The sequence below is a fragment of the Rhodococcus sp. 114MFTsu3.1 genome, assembly GCF_000383555.1.
Taxonomy (GTDB): domain Bacteria; phylum Actinomycetota; class Actinomycetes; order Mycobacteriales; family Mycobacteriaceae; genus Rhodococcoides; species Rhodococcoides fascians_E.
In genome coordinates this window covers 149,773-165,732 of the sequence record NZ_KB911550.1, presented here as the reverse complement: position 1 = coordinate 165,732, position 15,960 = coordinate 149,773, and the positions used below count along the sequence as shown (strand labels likewise).

Here is a 15,960-nt window from a genome sequence, read left to right as displayed (position 1 = left end):
ACCGTCAGACCAGGTGGTGGCGGTCCGCCCGTTCCACCGTCAGGGCTGCAACGCAGATCCCGATGACCACCCCGACGAGCGTGTCCCCGATCCGGCTCACGGACACCGAGGGGCTCAGGTGCCCGGCCAGACCGGTCATGAGCAACGCCATCGGAGTGATCGCCAGCGAGGTCAGCGCGTAGTTCTTCATCACCAGAAGTTCGGCCGCGACCTGCATCACGACGATCACCACCACGGTCTCCCAGTACCCGAGTGACGACGCGATGAGCACCGCGGCGATCACGGCACCGCCGACGTTCCCCAGCAACCGCTGGATCCCGCGCTGAACCGTGGTGTGGTAATCGATACCGTGCATGGCGGCCATCGCACCCATGGTGGCCCACAGTGGGTGCTCGAACCCGAGCGCAGTCGCGCACAGGGCAGCCAGCGCGGCGGCGACGGTGATGCGCGCGGCGCTCCGCACGATCGGTGTCGACGCCGCCTGGGTCACGCCCTCGGCGAAGAAATTCCGTGGTGTCGGGTGCGTCGGTGATTCGGCCGAGAACTCGCCTGCCGTCGGAACGCGGTAGCGGCGCATTCTGCGCAGGTGCCGCTCGTGGGCCAGAACCTCGGCGGCGTGCGACGGATCCTCACCGCGGCTCCACGCGTCGAGCACCGCGTCGGCATCGTCGAGAAGTGTGGTCAGACCGCGCCGATGCTCACGGTCTCCGGGATCGAGCGCGACGACGGTCCGGGCGCGGGCGATCGCGGCTCGCGCGCCGGGCGCATCCCGACGGTCGAGTGCGGCGAGGGCTCGGGCGACGGCGAGCTGCGAGGGCCCCGTCGGATGCAGGATCGCCGGGGCCATCGACAGCGTCCACCCGACGACAGCGCCGATGGCGACGGACACGAAGACAGTCCCGAGGTCACCGACCGCGTGCGAGAAGCCGACGGCGGCGGTCGCGGCGAAGATGAGAACGACCGCACCGGGACCGGTGATCGCGAAGGCCGTGAGCAGCAATGCCGCCACACCGGCCGCGACGGAGATGGCCAGCACCTGGATGATCGCCGATGTCGTTGCTGCCCCGAGTGCGGCGCCCAGCGTGGCGTACACGACGATGAGCGCCCCGACGAGCGCGATCTTTCCGGCCCGGCGTGGATACGGCTCGTACCGGCCGAAGGCCGAGCACAGCGCTCCGAGCGCAGCGAATCCCGCGAGGTCGTGGCGTCCGAGGATGCCGCCTCCCAGCAGGACGATCGCCACGGCGAGCCCGACGCGCACGGCGGGCGCGACGGTCGCGTCGGCCTTCCCGACGGTCAGTGCCTGGCGCCAGGTGCTGACCGCCACGGCATGGGCGAGGGCGGAACGAGTGTGGTCGATTCGGTCGAGAAGCACGGAGTCGAGCCTACAGATATTTCACTAGTAAAATAAACCGCGTGTCGGTGTGATCCTCGCCGTAGGGTGAAGTCATGATTCCGGCGCAGCGATCAGGTGGGGACTTCGTCGACGAGGTCAGGCGAGAGTGGACGGCCACTTTCCCCGACGTCGACACCTCCGCGATCGAGGTGCTCGCTCGGGTGGGTCGGATCGCCTCGCGGGCCAGCCACCTGCTCGACGCCACACTTGCTCCCGTCGGGGTCTCGCGCGCCGAATTCGACGTGATGAGCGCGTTGCGACGGGCTGGACGGCCGCTCCGCGCCAGCGAGGTCACATCGGTCACGCTTCTCAGCGGGGCGTCGACGACTAAGATCTCCGAGCGATTGGTCAAGGAGGGCCTGGTCGAACGCCGACGATTCGAGCGAGATGCCCGAGTGGTTCTTCTCGAATTGACCGACCGGGGAACCGATCTGGTGGACCGGGTGTTTCCCGTCCGGCTGCAGCGAGACGAGGAACTCCTCGACGGGCTCGACGAGGACGAACTGCGCACTCTCGCAGCGCTACTGCGCAAGGTCGCTCTGAATGCCGACAAACCTGTGTGAGTGGAAATGTAGCGTCTTCTGGTCGCTCCGCAGGCTCTGCTCCTGGCCCATGGCCTACATTTCCACTCACCTAGGGGTCGGACCGAGGGGGTCGGACCGAGGGGGTCAGACCGTGGAGAGGGGGCGGATGTCCGTCGCGCCGCCCGCGGTGGGCGAGGTCAGGATGAACGTCGAGTTGTATCCCTTGGACTCGACCACTGCCCGGATCTCACGGAACTTCTCGGTACTGACCTCGGGAGAACGCGAGAGGATGAAGCCCGACGTACGCAGCGGGTCGCCGACGAGCGCCCACGAGTAGTCGTCCGCGATGTAGGCGACGATGTAGTTGGTCGGTCCTTCCGGGTTCTCCTGCGTGGGCACGCCCGGGAAGCTCACGTGCAGTTGTGCATTGGTCACCGTGTCGTTCACCCGTGCATTACCGACGATGCGGTTCTGCTCACCCGTCCACGTGGTGCAGGTGTTCTCGACGCGGATGTTGGCCGGATCGATCAACTGGTAGTTGGCCTGGGTGTCGCGCGCGCACTCGAGGTTGAACGGCTGCGGAACCGCGGCGACCTGGTTCCAGGTTCCGAGATAGCGCTCGACGTCCAGCGACGGAATCGGGGTCAGTGGCTGCCATCCCGCCGATCCTGTGTCGGGTGCGGCCTGGGCCGGACTGCCGACGAGGGCGAGTCCTGCGACGAAGGCTGCCGCCGCGATCGAAACACGTACCTTCATGAATCTCACTCCTTTGTTCCCACCAGTTCGGTTCTGCTGGAATCGATTCGGTTCGGCCACCATATCCCCGGGCCGACAAGGGTGAACAGTGCCGGTATGACCAGCGTGCGCACGACGAACGTGTCGAGGAGAATGCCGAACCCGACGATTATGCCCAACTGCGTCAGCGTGATCAGCGGTAGTACGCCGAGGACGCAGAACACGGCGGCCAACACGATGCCGGCGCTGGTGATGACTCCACCTGTCGCGCCGACGGCTCGAACGATGGCCGAGCGCGTGCCGTGACCGGGAACTTCCTCGCGCGTGCGGGTGACGAGGAAGATCGTGTAGTCCACACCGAGCGCGACGAGGAACAGGAACGCGTACAGCGGAACGTTGTCGTCGAGCGCCGGGAATCCGAACACGCTGCTGCTGAACCAGCTTCCGACGCCGAGCGCGGCCAGGGCGCTGAGCACCGTCGTGCCGACGAGTATCAACGGCGCGATCAACGAGCGCAGCAGTGCGATCAGCACGACGAGTACGACGATCAGGATCGCCGGGACGACGACCAGGCGGTCGCGTGCGGCGGCGTCGGATGTGTCGAGGGCCTGTGCGTCGCTGCCGCCCACCAGGGCGTCGGGGATGTCCGCGAACGCGGCACGCAGTTCCTCGACGGCGGCGAACGCGTCGTCCGAGGCAGGGGCGGCGTCGGTGACGACGGACCACTGAGTCAGGCCGGTCCCGGAATCCGCTCCGCGCGTGAACGAGTCGACGGAGGTGGCTCCGTCCAGCGCGGTTTCGATGCGCTCGGCGGAGTCGGTGGGTGCGACGACGGTCGTCGGATCGGCCAGTCCGGCCGGGAAGTGTTCCGAGAGAGTGTCGAAACCCTCGACGGATTCGGCGGTGACGCGGAACTGCTCGGTCTGGGACAGGCCGATTCCAGTGCCGAACAGTGCTGCAGCACAAGCGATCAGCGCGACGAGTGTGATGGATGCTGTGCGCGTCGGGTGGCGTGAGACCGCGGCAGCGACCGAGTGCCAGGCACCCGTCGTCGCGGTGTCCTTGTCCTCGCCCTTGGGGATGAACGGCCAGAACAATTTCGGTCCGCACAGTGCGAGCAGTGGCGGTAGAACGACGAGGACGAACACGGCTGCGACCACGAGGCCCGCGGCGGCGAGGGCACCGAGGCTGCGGGTACTGGGCAGGATTGCGAGCAACAACGTCAGAAGCGCGAGGACGACGGTGGCGTTGCTGGCGAGAATGGCGGGCCCGGCGTGGCGAACGGCATGACGCAGTGCGTCGCGGTGGTCGTCGCGGGTGCGCAGCTCCTCTCGATAGCGCGAGATGAGAAGGAGCGCATAGTTGGTACCCGCGCCGAAGACGAGCACGCTGGTGATGCCGGACGTCGACCCGTCGAACGACAAGCCGGTCAGTTCCGCCAGTGCGGTGCCCACCGACGTGGCGACGCGGTCCCCGAGCCCGATGACCAGCAGTGGAACGAGCCACAGGATGGGGGAGCGGTAGGTCACGATGAGCAGGATCGCGACGACGAGTGCGGTGACGGCCAACAGGGTGAAGTTCGCGCCGGAGAAGGAGTTCGCGATGTCCGCGCCGAATGCGGGCCCGCCGGTGAGCTGCGCCTCGAGGTCCGAGGGGAGGCCGTCGACCGCCTTGTCGCGGAGCGAGGTGACGGTGTCGTTCAGGTCGAAGCCGGACAGGGAGCTGTCCACCTGCACGATGCCGAGGGTGGCTTTGCTGTCCGGCGCAGGTACCAGCGGTGACGCGGTGTCCGACAGGCGTGCGAGGGCCTGAGCGGCGGCATCGGTGTCGGCCGGGGTCAGGACACCGTCGTCGATGCGGCTCACCACGAGGATGACCGGCGCGGTCTCCGACCCCGGGAATTGGTCGAGTAGTTCGGTGACCTGCGCGGAATCCGCTTCGGGTGGCACCGAGGAAGGGGCTTGCCCGGCTGAGTCGTTCTCGCCCACGAGGCCCATGAAGGCGACGGAGAGAACGATCACGGCAAGCGACAGGGCCCACGAGCGTCGTGAGCTGACAATTCGGGCAAATCGAGTCCAGAAGTCCACCGGGCAACAATCTCACTAACTTAACAATTAAGCAACTGAGAGAACTCGCGCGTCTTCAGCGCGATAGTGTTGCCCAGGACCCGATGGAACGAAACCGAAGAAAGTGAACTCCGTGCCCGACCGCAGTGCATCCGAGCGACGTGCATCCGAACGACGCGCGGAACTGGAGTCGATGATCTCGTCGGACGTCCGTGCCCTGTCGTCGGTGTCCGAGGAGATCGGGCGGGCATTCGGGGCGCAACACGAGCTGCGGCCCAACGACTTTCGTGCCCTCCTGCTCATCATGGTCGCCGACGTCGAGGGGCAGCCGCTCACCGCGGGCGAGCTCGGGGGCCGCCTCGGACTCTCGTCCGCCGCCATGACGTACCTCGTCGAACGCATGATCTCGTCGGGACACATCCGGCGGGAGAAGGATGCACACGACCGCCGCAAGGTGATCCTCCGGTACGACGAGCACGGCATGGAAGTCGCGCGCGGATTCTTCGGACCACTGGGGGTCAAGACGTCGGCAGCCCTGGCCGACCTTCCCGACGGAGATCTGGCTGCCGCGCACCGGGTGTTCGCCGTGCTGATCGACGCCATGCGCGACCACCACGACGAACTACACACCGGGCAGAACTAGGGCTTCAGCAGCACCTTCACGGCTCCGTCCTGCTTCTTCTGGAAGATCTCGTAGGCGTGCGGCGCCTGGTCGAGGGGCAGTGTGTGGGTGGCGAAATCGTCGACGCCCAGGGGATCGTCGTCGGTCAGGAGCGGCAGGATGTCGTCGACCCAGCGCAGCACGTTGGCCTGGCCCATGTGCAGCCGAATCTGCTTGTCGAACAACGTGAGCATCGGCAGCGGGTCCGCCATTCCTCCGTACACGCCGCTCAGCGAGATGGTGCCGCCACGTCGGACGATGTCGATCGCGCTGTAGAACGCGCCGAGACGGTCCACGCCTGCCTTCTGCATCATCGGTCCGGCGATCGCGTCGGGGAGCAGAGACGTCACACTCTGGGCGAGTTTGGCCACGGGAGACCCGTGCGCTTCCATGCCGACCGCGTCGACGACGGAGTCGGTGCCACGCCCGTCGGTCAGGTCACGGATGGCGTCGGCGAGATCGCCGCCCAGATCGTCGAAGTTCAGCACCTCGATTCCGCGATCCGCAGCACGCTGAAGCCGCTCCGGAACTCGGTCGACGCCGATGACTCGATGCCCACGGTGATGCGCGATGCGGGCCGCCATGTCGCCGATGGGGCCGAGTCCGAGCACCGTGACCGAGCCACCGTCGGGAATGTCGGCGTACTCCACCGCCTGCCACGCTGTGGGGAGCACGTCGGAGAGGTAGACGAACCGTGAGTCGTCCGGCCCGACGGGCACCTTGATGTGCGTGTTCTGCGCTTGCGGGATCCGAAGATACTGCGCCTGACCGCCGGGAACCTGGCCGTACAGGCTCGAGTATCCGAACAATGCCGCGCCCATTCCCTGGTCGCGGACCTGCGTGGTCTCGCACTGGGTGAAGAGGCTGGAATTGCACATGTAACAGTGACCGCACGAGATCTGAAACGGTACGACCACCCGGTCGCCGACCTTCAGATTGCCGACATCCGGTCCCACCTCCTCGACGATCCCCATGGGTTCGTGCCCCAGGATGTCGCCCTCGGACATGAACGCACCGAGCACTTCGTACAGGTGCAGGTCCGATCCGCAGATGTTCGTGGTGGTCACCTTGATGATCGCGTCGGTGGGCTCCTCGATCCTCGGATCGGGCACGGTGTCGACGCTTACCTTGCGCTTGCCTTGGTATGTAACAGCTTTCATGGTCGGTCCTCGCTGGGTAGGAGACGGTCGAGCTCATGTCTCGGGTGCCCTGGGTAGGACGAGCCGAAACGCGGGTGTACGGGAGGCTCCCGGTGCCGTAGGGTTGGACGTGGTTGAGATAACAGCCGTTGTCGGAGGAGACTCCACGGGATAGCCCGGCGGCTTGTTCGGATGTGTGGCCGGTTTCCGGTCACCCGCATCAGCTCGCTCAGTTTCCTCCCGATCGATCAACGATGGGATGGCTATGACTGTTACTCCACACGGCTTGAACGACGAAGGAACCACCCAGCCGCACGCTGCCACCGAATCCTCGGTTTCGGTTGCTGCAACTGGTGCCATTTTCAGCGCATCCGCGGCGGGATCCAACTCTCTCGTCGTCAAGGTTCACGGCGACATCGATATGCGTAGTGCACCGATTCTGACGGATTTCGTTCTCAGTCGGGTCACCCCCGACGTCCGGATGATTCTCGATCTGTCGGATGTGGACTTCTTCGCGATCGCCGGATTGACGATCTTCACAGCACTGGACGAGGCACGCCTGAACTGGTGCCTGGTCGAGGGGTACGCGGTCCACAGGTTGCTGCAGGCAGCAGCAGTCGTTCCTACGGCCCAGAGGTTCGACTCGGTCGAGAACGCGGTCCACTGACCGCCCGCTGACAGATTTATGTAGGCACGCACTTCATCTGGTGACCAGCTCCAACAGGGAGCTGGTCACTTTTTTGCGTAGAGGGCCGAGCAGGCCCGTCTGTCCAAGCGCAGCGCGGGCCGCGTTCATCCCGGCTGCGCCGTGCACCCCGCCACCGGGATGAGCGGACGAACTTCCCAGGAACAGCCCTTCGACGGGCGTCTCCGCCCGCCCCAGACCCGGCGTCGGCCGAAAGATCAGTTGCTGTTGCAGTTGCGCGGTCCCGCCGTTGACCGCACCGCCGAACAGGTTGGTGTTCTCGGCCGCCAGATCGGAGGGGCGTTGAACGACTTCGCCGACGATGGATCCGGTGAAACCGGGTGCGTGCTCCTCCAGAACCGTCCGCACCCGAGCGGCGATGGTGTCGGCCGACGCGTCGTCGGTGACTCCTCGGGGCAGGTGCGTGTACGCCCATGCGCTCTCGGTCCCCGCCGGTGACCGCGAAGGATCCGCGGTGGTCATCTGGCCGAACAGCATGAACGGGCGCTTCGGCAACACGTTGATCGACAGATCCGTGGTCCACCGCAGCAGCCCGTCCTCGTCCGCACCCAAGTGGACGGTCCCCGCGTCGGACAGGCTCTTCGATCGCCACGGTATCGGCCGGTCGAGCGCGTAGTTGACCTTCACCACCGGGGTGTCCCACTCGAACTTCGCCAGGTCGTCGTGCATGCGTTGTGGAATGGCGTCGTGTGGAAGCAGGTCCTGGTAGAGCATCGGTGCCGAGACGTCGGCGACGATCGCCTTGCGGGCCAGCACGACGTCGCCCGACGCGGTGCGAACCCCGGTGGCCCGCCCGTTCGACGTGATCACCGACACCACAGGGGTGCCGCACCGGAGCTCGGCGGACCCGGCCCGACGAACCAGGGCGGCTGTCAGCTCGCCGGCTCCGCCGACCGGAACGGGGTAGCCGACGTCCTGAGCCATCATCGTCAGCAGATAACCCATCGCGCCGCTGACCGACGCATCCAGGGGTGCGTCGCCGTGCATCGCGTTCCCCAGCAGCAGACATCGGGCCGCGGAGCTGCGGAACGTCTCGTGCGCCATCGCACGTGCAGGCAGCGCCATGAACCGCGCGAACCGCAGCGTCTCCGCGGCACCGAGCTTTCGGGACAGCGACACACCGGCCTTGACGGGCGGAAACGGCGTGAAGAAGGCGTCGAGCAGCGGTTTCTTGATTTTCTGCCACTGCTCGAACAGAGCGAGCCAGGCATCGCCGTCACGCCGGTCGTGTTCGCTCAACGCGGCCGCGGTATCGGCGACGTCCCGCAGAACCGTCGGCGCATCCTCGTCGGCGGACGACCGCGCGTGGCCGTATGCCGCCGGGGACCGTGACCACCTCAATCCGTGGTCCTCCAACCCCAGCGCCGTCATCGCCGGAGACGACGCGCCGAGGGGATAGAACGCGCTGAACAGGTCACTGGTGAACCCGGGAATTAGTTCGGCGCTGCGTACCGCGCCGCCGGGAGCAGGCGCCGCCTCGACGATCACCACGTCCCATCCCGCGTCGGCAAGAGCGGCAGCGGCGACGAGGCCGTTGTGGCCTGCGCCGATGACAACGGCGTCGGCAGTGGTGGTGCTCATGCGGGAGGCGACCTTTCGCGAGTGTGCTGCCGGGTGCATGCCCCGCACGGGCGAGAGTCAATCAGGACTGGTCGCGGCCGACCGATTCGACGATCCGGTGAGCCAGGGTGTGCAGCTTGACGTTCTCGTTCTGCGATTGCAGCGACAGTACCTCGAAGGCGTCGTCCGCAGCGATGCCCCGGATCGCCATCACGATCCCCTTGGCCTGCTCGATCGTCGCTCGTGTCCGCATCGCCTCACGAAGTCCCGTGAGTTCGCGCTGCGCCTCGCTCGCACGTCGCGAGTTCCAGATGGCGCTCTCGACCGCGGTGACGAACACCTTGATCAGGATCTCGTCCGTCTCGGTGAACGTGTGGTCGGTGAAGCTGTAGACCTCGAGCGCACCGATCTGCGTCGTGTCGACAGAAATCGGCGCCGAGAGGCAGCCCGGCGCATCGAACTCGAGAACACGAGGGTCCGTGTACGCAACCGTCTTCGGAGTTCCCGTCGACTCGTCCACGAGCGTGACACCCGCCATGTCGGCACCCAGCACGGTGTCGACGACCTGGGTGCACACACTGTGCAGCAGCGTCTCGACCTGAGCGTGCGACAACAGAAGGTTGCGGAACGATTCGAGCCCCGGCTCGAGGGCTCCGTCCTCGTCCGCGCGCAGCTCACCGTCGCGCGGGTCGCAGACTCGCGGCGTCTCTTTCATGTCATCACCACACTCTTCGAGTGCACTTGCCGTGCTCTTGGATTGCCGGCGATGACTTCACCGAATGAGACTGGAAATATTACGACAACACCTGTCCGACTTCACGCACCAGGTCACCGGAGCGCCGTCGGATCGCACGCGAAAGGGCGGACCCGCGTGTCGGATCCGCCCCTTCGGTGCTGAGCGTGTTATCGGGATTTGACCAACAGGATCTCCACCGGTATCTCCAGCAGCAACCGCTGGACCGTCTGCCCCATCAGGAACTTCCCGACGGCGCTGCGGTGACGTGACCCGATGACCACGAGCTCCGCGTCGACCTTGTCGACCAGCGCGAGCAACGTGGACGTCGAATCGGGATCGGGAACCCCTACCTCGACCCGTGCACCCGGTGCCAGGGCGTGCACCGCGGTTTCGACCGCGGCAACCTCCTGCGCTTGGGCGCGTGGATCCGGTGAACCCGACAGTGCGTGGATCACAACGAGTTCGGTTCCTCTGGACTGCGACTCGCGGACACCTGCGGCGAGTGCGCTTCTTCCCTCGTCGGACTGATTGTGAACTACTACGACGGACATGTGCTTGACCTTTCGGTACGTGGGGATCAGCCGAACGGGATCTGGCCGAGGGCAACACCGACGACGAGCATGGTCAGGGAGATGACCGCTGCGCGCCACAGAACCTTGCGGTGATGGTCGGCGAGCGACACACCGGCGAGGGTCACGAGTAGCAGGATGGCGGGGACGAGGGGGCTCTGCAGGTGGAATGCCTGACCGGTGATCGACGCACGCGCCATCTCGACGGGCTCGATTCCGTACTGCGCAGCGGTTTCACTGAGAACCGGCAGAATGCCGAAGTAGAACGCGTCGTTGGTCATGAAGAACGTGAACGGAAGGGACAGAACGCCGGTGATGACGGCGAGGTATGGACCCATACCCGCCGGAATGACGTTGAGCAGCCACTCGGCCATGGCCTCGACCATGCCCGTTCCTTGGAACACGCCGGTGAGGATCGCTGCAGCGAGAACCATGGCGACGACGGACACGATCGACGACGAGTGCCGCGCGATGGCCTCGCCCTGCTCCTTGACCTTCGGGAAATTCACGGCGAGCGCGATCGACGCTGCGATCATGAAGAGCACCGGGATGGGGAGGATGTCCATGACCAGGACAACCAGCAATGCCACGGTCAGGGCGGCGTTGAACCACAACAACTTCGGACGCAGAGTATCGCGATTGGGATCGAGGCCGTCGATGAACTGACCGGCTCCGCCGTCGTGATCACTGCCCGTTCCGGCCGAGCCGCCGGTGTTCTTGGAGCCGCCGGTGCCAGTGGAGCCGGTGCCGGTCGAGCCGCCTGCGTGAACGAGCTCGGATTCGTAGACCAACTTGCCGATTCGCTTGCGCTCCATCAGTCCGAGGTGCACCGAGAACAGCAGCACGATGACCAATCCGGCGATCAGCGAGGGCACCATCGGCACGAAGACCTCGGACGGCGAGATGCCGAGCGCAGACGCTGCCCGGACCGTGGGGCCGCCCCACGGGATGATGTTCATTGTTCCGTTGGCCAGACCGGCAACGACGGTCAGGATCACCGGGCTCACACCGAGTTTCAGGTACAGAGGCAGCATCGCGGAGGTGACGATGATGAATGTCGTCGACCCGTCACCGTCGAGGGACACGACCATCGCCAGAACGGCAGTACCGACGACGAGCTTCATCGGGTCGTTCCTGACGAGCTTCAGAATGCCCTTCACCAGTGGATCGAACAGGCCGACGTCGATCATGATCCCGAAGAAGATGATCGCGAAGAACAGCAGGGCAGCCGTCGGGGCGAGCGACTTGATGCCGTCGGTGATCATGTCGCCGATCCCGAGTCCCGCACCGGCCATGAGGCCGAACGCAACCGGCACCAACGTCAGCGCCACGACCGGGGTCGCGCGCTTGGTCAGGATCAGATACATGAAGACGGCAACCATGAGGAAGCCCAGTATCACGAGCATGGGTGTACTCCTTTGTGCGAGCAGGGTGAAACGTGGTGTCGGGTGAATCCGAACGTCAAGGGGTGACGGTCAGCGTCTCGTGGACGAATCGAGCTTGTTCGCCCAGGAACTCGGCGAAGTCGGAGCCGGTCAGTATCGAACTGCGCCAGCCGTTTCGAGTGAGGATGTCCTGCCATCGGCCGGACGTGTCGAGATCGCGGATGCGGTCGGTCCACGTCGTCGCCTGGTCCGGCGTGATGCCCGGCGGCGCGAGCAGGCCTCGCCAGTTGGCGAAGACGACGTCGACGCCGGCCTCACGTGCGGTCGGCGCGTCCACCACCGGCACCCGTTCGTCGGTGCTGATGGCAAGTGCCCGCACGGTTCCGGCGGAAATCTGGTCGAGATACTCGCTGACGCCGGTCGTCGCGACGTCGACGTCACCGGTCAGCAGAGCCGGAAGCAGTTGTCCGCCACCTTCGTACTGTCGATACTGCGACGCCGACGGGTCGACGCCGATGGCCCGAGCAAGAAGGATCCGGAACAGACCGTCGGGCCCACCCTCGGCGGAACCACCGGCAAAACTGAGCGCCGACGGATCGGCGCGCCACGCGTCGACCAGATCGTTCATCGTTCGAAGCGGCGAGTTCGCCGGAACCAGAACTACTTCCGGTTCCTCCAGCAGCTTGGCGACGGGCGTGGCCTCGGACAACGAATTGTCGGACTCCGTCGTCTCCAGCGCGCCGATCAGACCGAGGCCCATGACCATCGCGAGATCGGGGTTACCGCGCTCGAGAGCCAACCGACCCAGGCCGACGATCCCACCCGATCCGGGCAGCACCACGACGTCGTAATCGGGGTCGGTGCTGCCGGGTGTTCCGCTGCCCAGAGCTTGGGTGAGGTTCCGGGCGGTCAGGTCGTATCCGCCGCCGGCGTCGGACGGCACGACCAGTTGAACCCGAGGAGTGCCGTCTGCGCCGGCGAAGACCGCAGGCTCGGAACTGCATGCGCCCACGAGAACGGCAACCGCGACGCACACGGCGCTGGTTGCTGATCGAACTCTCGTAGTAGGCACCATGGAAGTGAACAACACTTTGTGACTGCGGTCACCCTTGCGATCACAGTTTCTTTTGTGTCCATTGTGGTCGCGCCGAACTGCGCTCCAGGCTCCTGGCCGCGCAGTAGGGTCTTTTGGTGCGCAGAACCACGCTGGCGGCCCAGTTGCTGAGGTTGCAGCTGCTGATCGTCGTGGTCGTTCTGGTCGCCATCGGCGGGTTGTCGCTCGCCCAGTCGTCCGCCGCGTTCCAACGGGACGCAGGCCGCCGCGCACAGTCGGCGGCGGAAACTCTCGCGGCGAACCCCGTCGTCCGTCAGCTGTTGCCGTCGGCCCAGCCTCGCATCCGAACCGGTCTGCAGAGCGCAGTGGAATCCGTACGCGCGGTCTCCGGCCTCGACTACGCGGCACTCTCGGGCGTCGACGGTGTGGTGGTGTTGTCCACCGTTCCCGAACAAGTCGGGACGACCGTGCAGACCGGTGCGGACGGATCGAGGGTCGGGCTCACCGACACGGCGGCAGGCAAAGCGGTCGAAGCGCGGGTGCCGGTGCTCGACGACTCGGGAACACTCGTGGGAACGGCCGTCGTCGGCGACCGATATCCCTCGGCCGTGGACCGGTTCCTGCAATCGGCACCCAATCTGATCGTCTACCTGGCGGTCGCGTCGGTGCTGGGCGGGCTGGGTTCGGTACTGCTCGCGCGGAGAGTCAAGCGTCAGACCCTCGGCATGGAGGCCAGCGAGATCCTCGACCTCGTCGGGCAGCGTGAGGCGATGCTGCGGGGGCTCAAGGAAGGCGTCATCGCCCTCGACCCGAACGGCCGCGTCGTGCTGATGAGCGAAAGTGCGCACGAGTTGCTGCACATCGAATACGGAAGCAAGGGCGCAACCGTCGACGAGCTCGGGGTCACCGGTCGGCTTCGCGACGTCCTTCTCGGAACCGTGGAGACCTCCGACGAGATCGTGCTGGTCGGCGATCGAGTCCTGGTCCTGAACACAGTCCCCGTCGTCGCCGACGGCAAAGCGGTGGGAACGGTCACGACCTTCCGTGACCGCACCGAACTGACCGACGTCGAGGAGGAACTCGGAGTCACCAAGACCAGTTCGACGGCGCTGCGTGAACACATCCACGAATTCGACAATCAGCTGCACACCATTTCCGGACTGGTTCAACTGCACGAATACGACGAGGTGGTGCGCTACGTGGACGGCCTCACCGCGCGCCGCGAGGATGCGACGTCGGTGGTCACCGATTCCGTCGCCGACGTCAGTGTCGCTGCGCTCCTGATCGCGAAAATCGGTGCTGCCGCGCATCGTTCGGTGACCGTCGACATCGTCGAGGGGTCCGCTCTTCGATCGCACGGGGGAGCGTTGTCCCGAGATCTCTGCACTGTCCTCGGCAATCTCGTCGACAATGCCGTGGCGGCATCGAGTGGACGGGTACGGATCGCGTTGCACGAGAACGACGGTGACATCGTCGCCGAGGTATTCGACGACGGACCGGGCGTCGACGCGTCGGACACCACGAATATCTTCGAACAGGGCTGGAGCACCAAAGGGGCGGCATCGACCGGTCACGGCTTCGGTCTCGCCCTGGTCCGGCTCGCGTGCAGGCGTCGGGGCGGCGACGTGACGGTCGGAACGGACGGCGAGTGGACGGTGTTCCGCGCGATGATGAAGGAGTGAGTGTGATTCGGGTTCTCGTCGTCGACGACGACTTCATGGTCGCCAAGGTGCATTCGGGGTTCGTCGGTAAGGTCGACGGCTTCGAGGTCTGCGGCGTCGCGCACACGTCCGAGTCCGCGATCGACGCAGTGTCCGCTCTCCGACCGGACCTCGTGCTGCTCGACGTGCACCTGCCCGGTGCCAGCGGTCTGGACCTCATCGGGACGTTCCGAGAGTTGGTGCCGGACCTCGACATTCTCGTCATCACCAGCGAACGAGAAGTCGCGTCCGTGCAGAAAGCGCTCCGGAGCGGCGTCGTGCATTACCTGATCAAGCCGTTCAAGTTCTCCGTGCTGCAGGCGCGGCTGGAGCAGTACCGAACCACGCGGCAAACCCTCGGGTCCTCGGCGGAGGCGGAACAGGCCGCCGTCGACAAAGCGTTCGGCATAACCGGTTCCGGCCAGGACCTTCCCAAGGGTCTGAGCCGCGTCACGCTGGATCTGGTCGAGCTCAGACTTCGTGACGTCGAACGGCCGGTGTCGGCCACCGAGATGTCCGAGCGGTCGGGGATTTCCCGATCCAGCGCCCGGCGATACCTCGAGTACCTCGCGGGCATCGGACGCGTCGAGGTATCCCTGGACTACGGGAACGTCGGGCGGCCCGAAAGGCTCTATCTGCGTAAGTAGTCCATCACTCGACTGCCCGTCGGACAATGGCTGCGATCTTCTTCTCCGTCGCGTCGTCGAGCTCCGTCAGAAACCATCCCGACGGCATCAACAGGTCGTCTGCATCGCCCGGCGCGGACACGTTCGCCTTCTCCGACAACCCGAATGCAATGTACTTCTCTGCGATGAAGTGGCACAGAATCGGGCCCTTTCCCTTCGCGTATCCCGGCATTCCGTAGAACAATCGAGGTTGCAGCTCCGGTGCCGCAGCCAGAATCACCTCGTGCAGCCTGCGCCCCACGGAGTCGTACGGCGCGGGGTACGAGGCAATCTTCTCCAGTACTGCAGCGGTGGGGTCCTGTGTCGATTTCTTGGCCGGCATGCACGTCATCATTCCCCACTTCGGTAGTTTTTTCGTCCGTGTCGGACCCTCTCGGTATATTCGAAAGTATGTTCGATACGGGGGTTTCGGCGGGGTCGAGTACTGCGGGGTCGGGTACTGCGTGTGTGGCCGGGTTGGCGGGTTATGCCGCGGTGTGCCGGGTGCGGGAGAACATCGCCCGCGCCAGGACGGTGGAGGCGGTGTGCGAGATCGCCGACATCCGCCTCGCCGACGCCGACGGCACCGGTGGGGATCCGTTGACTGTTCTGGCGCAGGTGGTCACCGAGGTGGCGGTGACGCTGGGCCTGTCGCAGAGCGCCACGCGGCCGTTGCTGACCGTCGGGCAGGAGCTGTCGCGGATGCCGCTCACGGCGCTGCGGTTCGTCTTCGGCGGAATCGACTGGCCGCGGATCCAGGTGTTGACCGCCGTGCTGGGCAAAGCATCCGATGCCACCATCGCAGCCCTCGAACACGAGGCCGTCGCTGCGGCGGAACGGTTGACCCCGCGATCACTGCGACTGTGGCTGTGGCGACTGTGGCTCGCCCACGACCGAGACGAAGCCGCAGCCGCACAGGAGCGCACGGTGCGCAGTAGCCGGGGGATGCGGCTGCGCCGCGACTCCGGTGGGGCATCGGTACTCGAAGCGATCGTCACCGACCTCGAAGGCGCCGAAGTCGACGCATTGGTGACCGAGATCGCCGCAACGGTCTGCCGAGAGGA

At 65.7% G+C, this 15,960-nt stretch carries 15 protein-coding genes and 1 pseudogene; 6 read left to right on the top strand and 10 right to left on the bottom strand.

The features are described 5' to 3' along the window. Positions 1-4: 4 nt before the first annotated feature. Positions 5-1,375, bottom strand: coding sequence for an FUSC family protein (locus H292_RS0114390; protein ID WP_020111860.1), 1,371 nt, complete (start codon positions 1,373-1,375; stop codon positions 5-7). Between the two features lie 74 nt (positions 1,376-1,449). Here H292_RS0114390 and H292_RS0114385 point away from each other — a divergent pair, with 74 nt between their 5' ends. Then, complete coding sequence (locus H292_RS0114385) at positions 1,450-1,959, top strand: MarR family winged helix-turn-helix transcriptional regulator (protein ID WP_019663678.1); 510 nt, start codon at positions 1,450-1,452, stop codon at positions 1,957-1,959. 105 nt (positions 1,960-2,064) lie between these two features. On the opposite strand, the gene H292_RS0114380 is transcribed toward H292_RS0114385, so the two are convergent. Further along, complete coding sequence (locus H292_RS0114380; RefSeq protein ID WP_027498823.1) at positions 2,065-2,676, bottom strand: lipocalin family protein; 612 nt, start codon at positions 2,674-2,676, stop codon at positions 2,065-2,067. A 5-nt stretch (positions 2,677-2,681) separates the two neighbouring features. Further along, positions 2,682-4,676 (bottom strand): MMPL family transporter, encoded by a 1,995-nt coding sequence (locus H292_RS0114375; protein WP_020111858.1) that lies wholly within the window; start codon positions 4,674-4,676, stop codon positions 2,682-2,684. Between the two features lie 169 nt (positions 4,677-4,845). On the opposite strand from H292_RS0114375, the gene H292_RS0114370 reads away from it, so the two are divergent. Beyond that, on the top strand, positions 4,846-5,364 hold the full coding sequence (locus tag H292_RS0114370; protein ID WP_020111857.1) for a MarR family winged helix-turn-helix transcriptional regulator: 519 nt from the start codon (positions 4,846-4,848) through the stop codon (positions 5,362-5,364). Here H292_RS0114370 and H292_RS0114365 read toward each other — a convergent pair. Then, the gene (locus H292_RS0114365) at positions 5,361-6,542 is read right to left on the bottom strand and encodes a zinc-dependent alcohol dehydrogenase (RefSeq protein ID WP_027498821.1); all 1,182 of its coding nucleotides are present in this window, start codon (positions 6,540-6,542) and stop codon (positions 5,361-5,363) included. The genes H292_RS0114370 and H292_RS0114365 overlap by 4 nt on opposite strands. A 244-nt stretch (positions 6,543-6,786) precedes the next feature. Between H292_RS0114365 and H292_RS0114360 the strand changes: the two genes are divergently transcribed. After that, positions 6,787-7,188: an anti-sigma factor antagonist gene (locus H292_RS0114360; protein WP_231383848.1), complete on the top strand. Its 402-nt coding sequence runs from the start codon at positions 6,787-6,789 to the stop codon at positions 7,186-7,188. A 33-nt stretch (positions 7,189-7,221) separates the two neighbouring features. Here H292_RS0114360 and H292_RS0114355 read toward each other — a convergent pair whose 3' ends face one another. From H292_RS0114355 to H292_RS0114335, 5 genes are all read right to left on the bottom strand, one after another. Then, entirely contained in the window at positions 7,222-8,808 is a 1,587-nt protein-coding gene (locus tag H292_RS0114355; RefSeq protein WP_027498820.1) for a phytoene desaturase family protein, read from the bottom strand. A gap of 61 nt (positions 8,809-8,869) precedes the next feature. Further along, positions 8,870-9,502, bottom strand: a complete 633-nt coding sequence (locus H292_RS0114350) for an ANTAR domain-containing protein (RefSeq protein WP_019663671.1) — start codon at positions 9,500-9,502, stop codon at positions 8,870-8,872. Positions 9,503-9,690: 188 nt separating this feature from the next. Then, positions 9,691-10,074 (bottom strand): universal stress protein, encoded by a 384-nt coding sequence (locus H292_RS0114345; protein WP_019663670.1) that lies wholly within the window; start codon positions 10,072-10,074, stop codon positions 9,691-9,693. A 26-nt stretch (positions 10,075-10,100) separates the two neighbouring features. Continuing rightward, positions 10,101-11,498: a CitMHS family transporter gene (locus H292_RS0114340; protein ID WP_019663669.1), complete on the bottom strand. Its 1,398-nt coding sequence runs from the start codon at positions 11,496-11,498 to the stop codon at positions 10,101-10,103. A 55-nt stretch (positions 11,499-11,553) separates the two neighbouring features. Further along, the gene (locus H292_RS0114335) at positions 11,554-12,549 is read right to left on the bottom strand and encodes a Bug family tripartite tricarboxylate transporter substrate binding protein (protein ID WP_230594274.1); all 996 of its coding nucleotides are present in this window, start codon (positions 12,547-12,549) and stop codon (positions 11,554-11,556) included. A gap of 119 nt (positions 12,550-12,668) precedes the next feature. Between H292_RS0114335 and H292_RS0114330 the strand changes: the two genes are divergently transcribed. Both H292_RS0114330 and H292_RS0114325 read left to right on the top strand, forming a co-directional pair. Further along, a complete protein-coding gene (locus tag H292_RS0114330) occupies positions 12,669-14,213 on the top strand; it encodes a sensor histidine kinase (RefSeq protein ID WP_019663667.1) in 1,545 nt (514 codons plus the stop codon). A gap of 2 nt (positions 14,214-14,215) precedes the next feature. Continuing rightward, entirely contained in the window at positions 14,216-14,878 is a 663-nt protein-coding gene (locus H292_RS0114325) for a response regulator (RefSeq protein WP_026347531.1), read from the top strand. A 4-nt stretch (positions 14,879-14,882) separates the two neighbouring features. On the opposite strand, the gene H292_RS0114320 is transcribed toward H292_RS0114325, so the two are convergent. Beyond that, positions 14,883-15,239 carry a DUF1801 domain-containing protein gene (locus H292_RS0114320; RefSeq protein ID WP_231383847.1) on the bottom strand — a complete coding sequence of 119 codons (357 nt, stop codon included), beginning with the start codon at positions 15,237-15,239 and terminating at the stop codon, positions 14,883-14,885. A 68-nt stretch (positions 15,240-15,307) separates the two neighbouring features. Here H292_RS0114320 and H292_RS27155 point away from each other — a divergent pair. After that, positions 15,308-15,960, top strand: a pseudogene (locus tag H292_RS27155) (DUF222 domain-containing protein); the annotation flags it as partial.

Coding starts and splice junctions, on each gene's coding strand:
- H292_RS0114340 (WP_019663669.1), bottom strand. CDS start 11,498: ATGCTCGTGATACTGGGCTTCCTCATGGTTGCCGTCTTCATGTATCTG.
- H292_RS0114360 (WP_231383848.1), top strand. CDS start 6,787: ATGACTGTTACTCCACACGGCTTGAACGACGAAGGAACCACCCAGCCG.
- H292_RS0114385 (WP_019663678.1), top strand. CDS start 1,450: ATGATTCCGGCGCAGCGATCAGGTGGGGACTTCGTCGACGAGGTCAGG.
- H292_RS0114320 (WP_231383847.1), bottom strand. CDS start 15,239: ATGCCGGCCAAGAAATCGACACAGGACCCCACCGCTGCAGTACTGGAG.
- H292_RS0114380 (WP_027498823.1), bottom strand. CDS start 2,676: ATGAAGGTACGTGTTTCGATCGCGGCGGCAGCCTTCGTCGCAGGACTC.
- H292_RS0114345 (WP_019663670.1), bottom strand. CDS start 10,074: ATGTCCGTCGTAGTAGTTCACAATCAGTCCGACGAGGGAAGAAGCGCA.
- H292_RS0114350 (WP_019663671.1), bottom strand. CDS start 9,502: ATGAAAGAGACGCCGCGAGTCTGCGACCCGCGCGACGGTGAGCTGCGC.
- H292_RS0114355 (WP_027498820.1), bottom strand. CDS start 8,808: ATGAGCACCACCACTGCCGACGCCGTTGTCATCGGCGCAGGCCACAAC.
- H292_RS0114365 (WP_027498821.1), bottom strand. CDS start 6,542: ATGAAAGCTGTTACATACCAAGGCAAGCGCAAGGTAAGCGTCGACACC.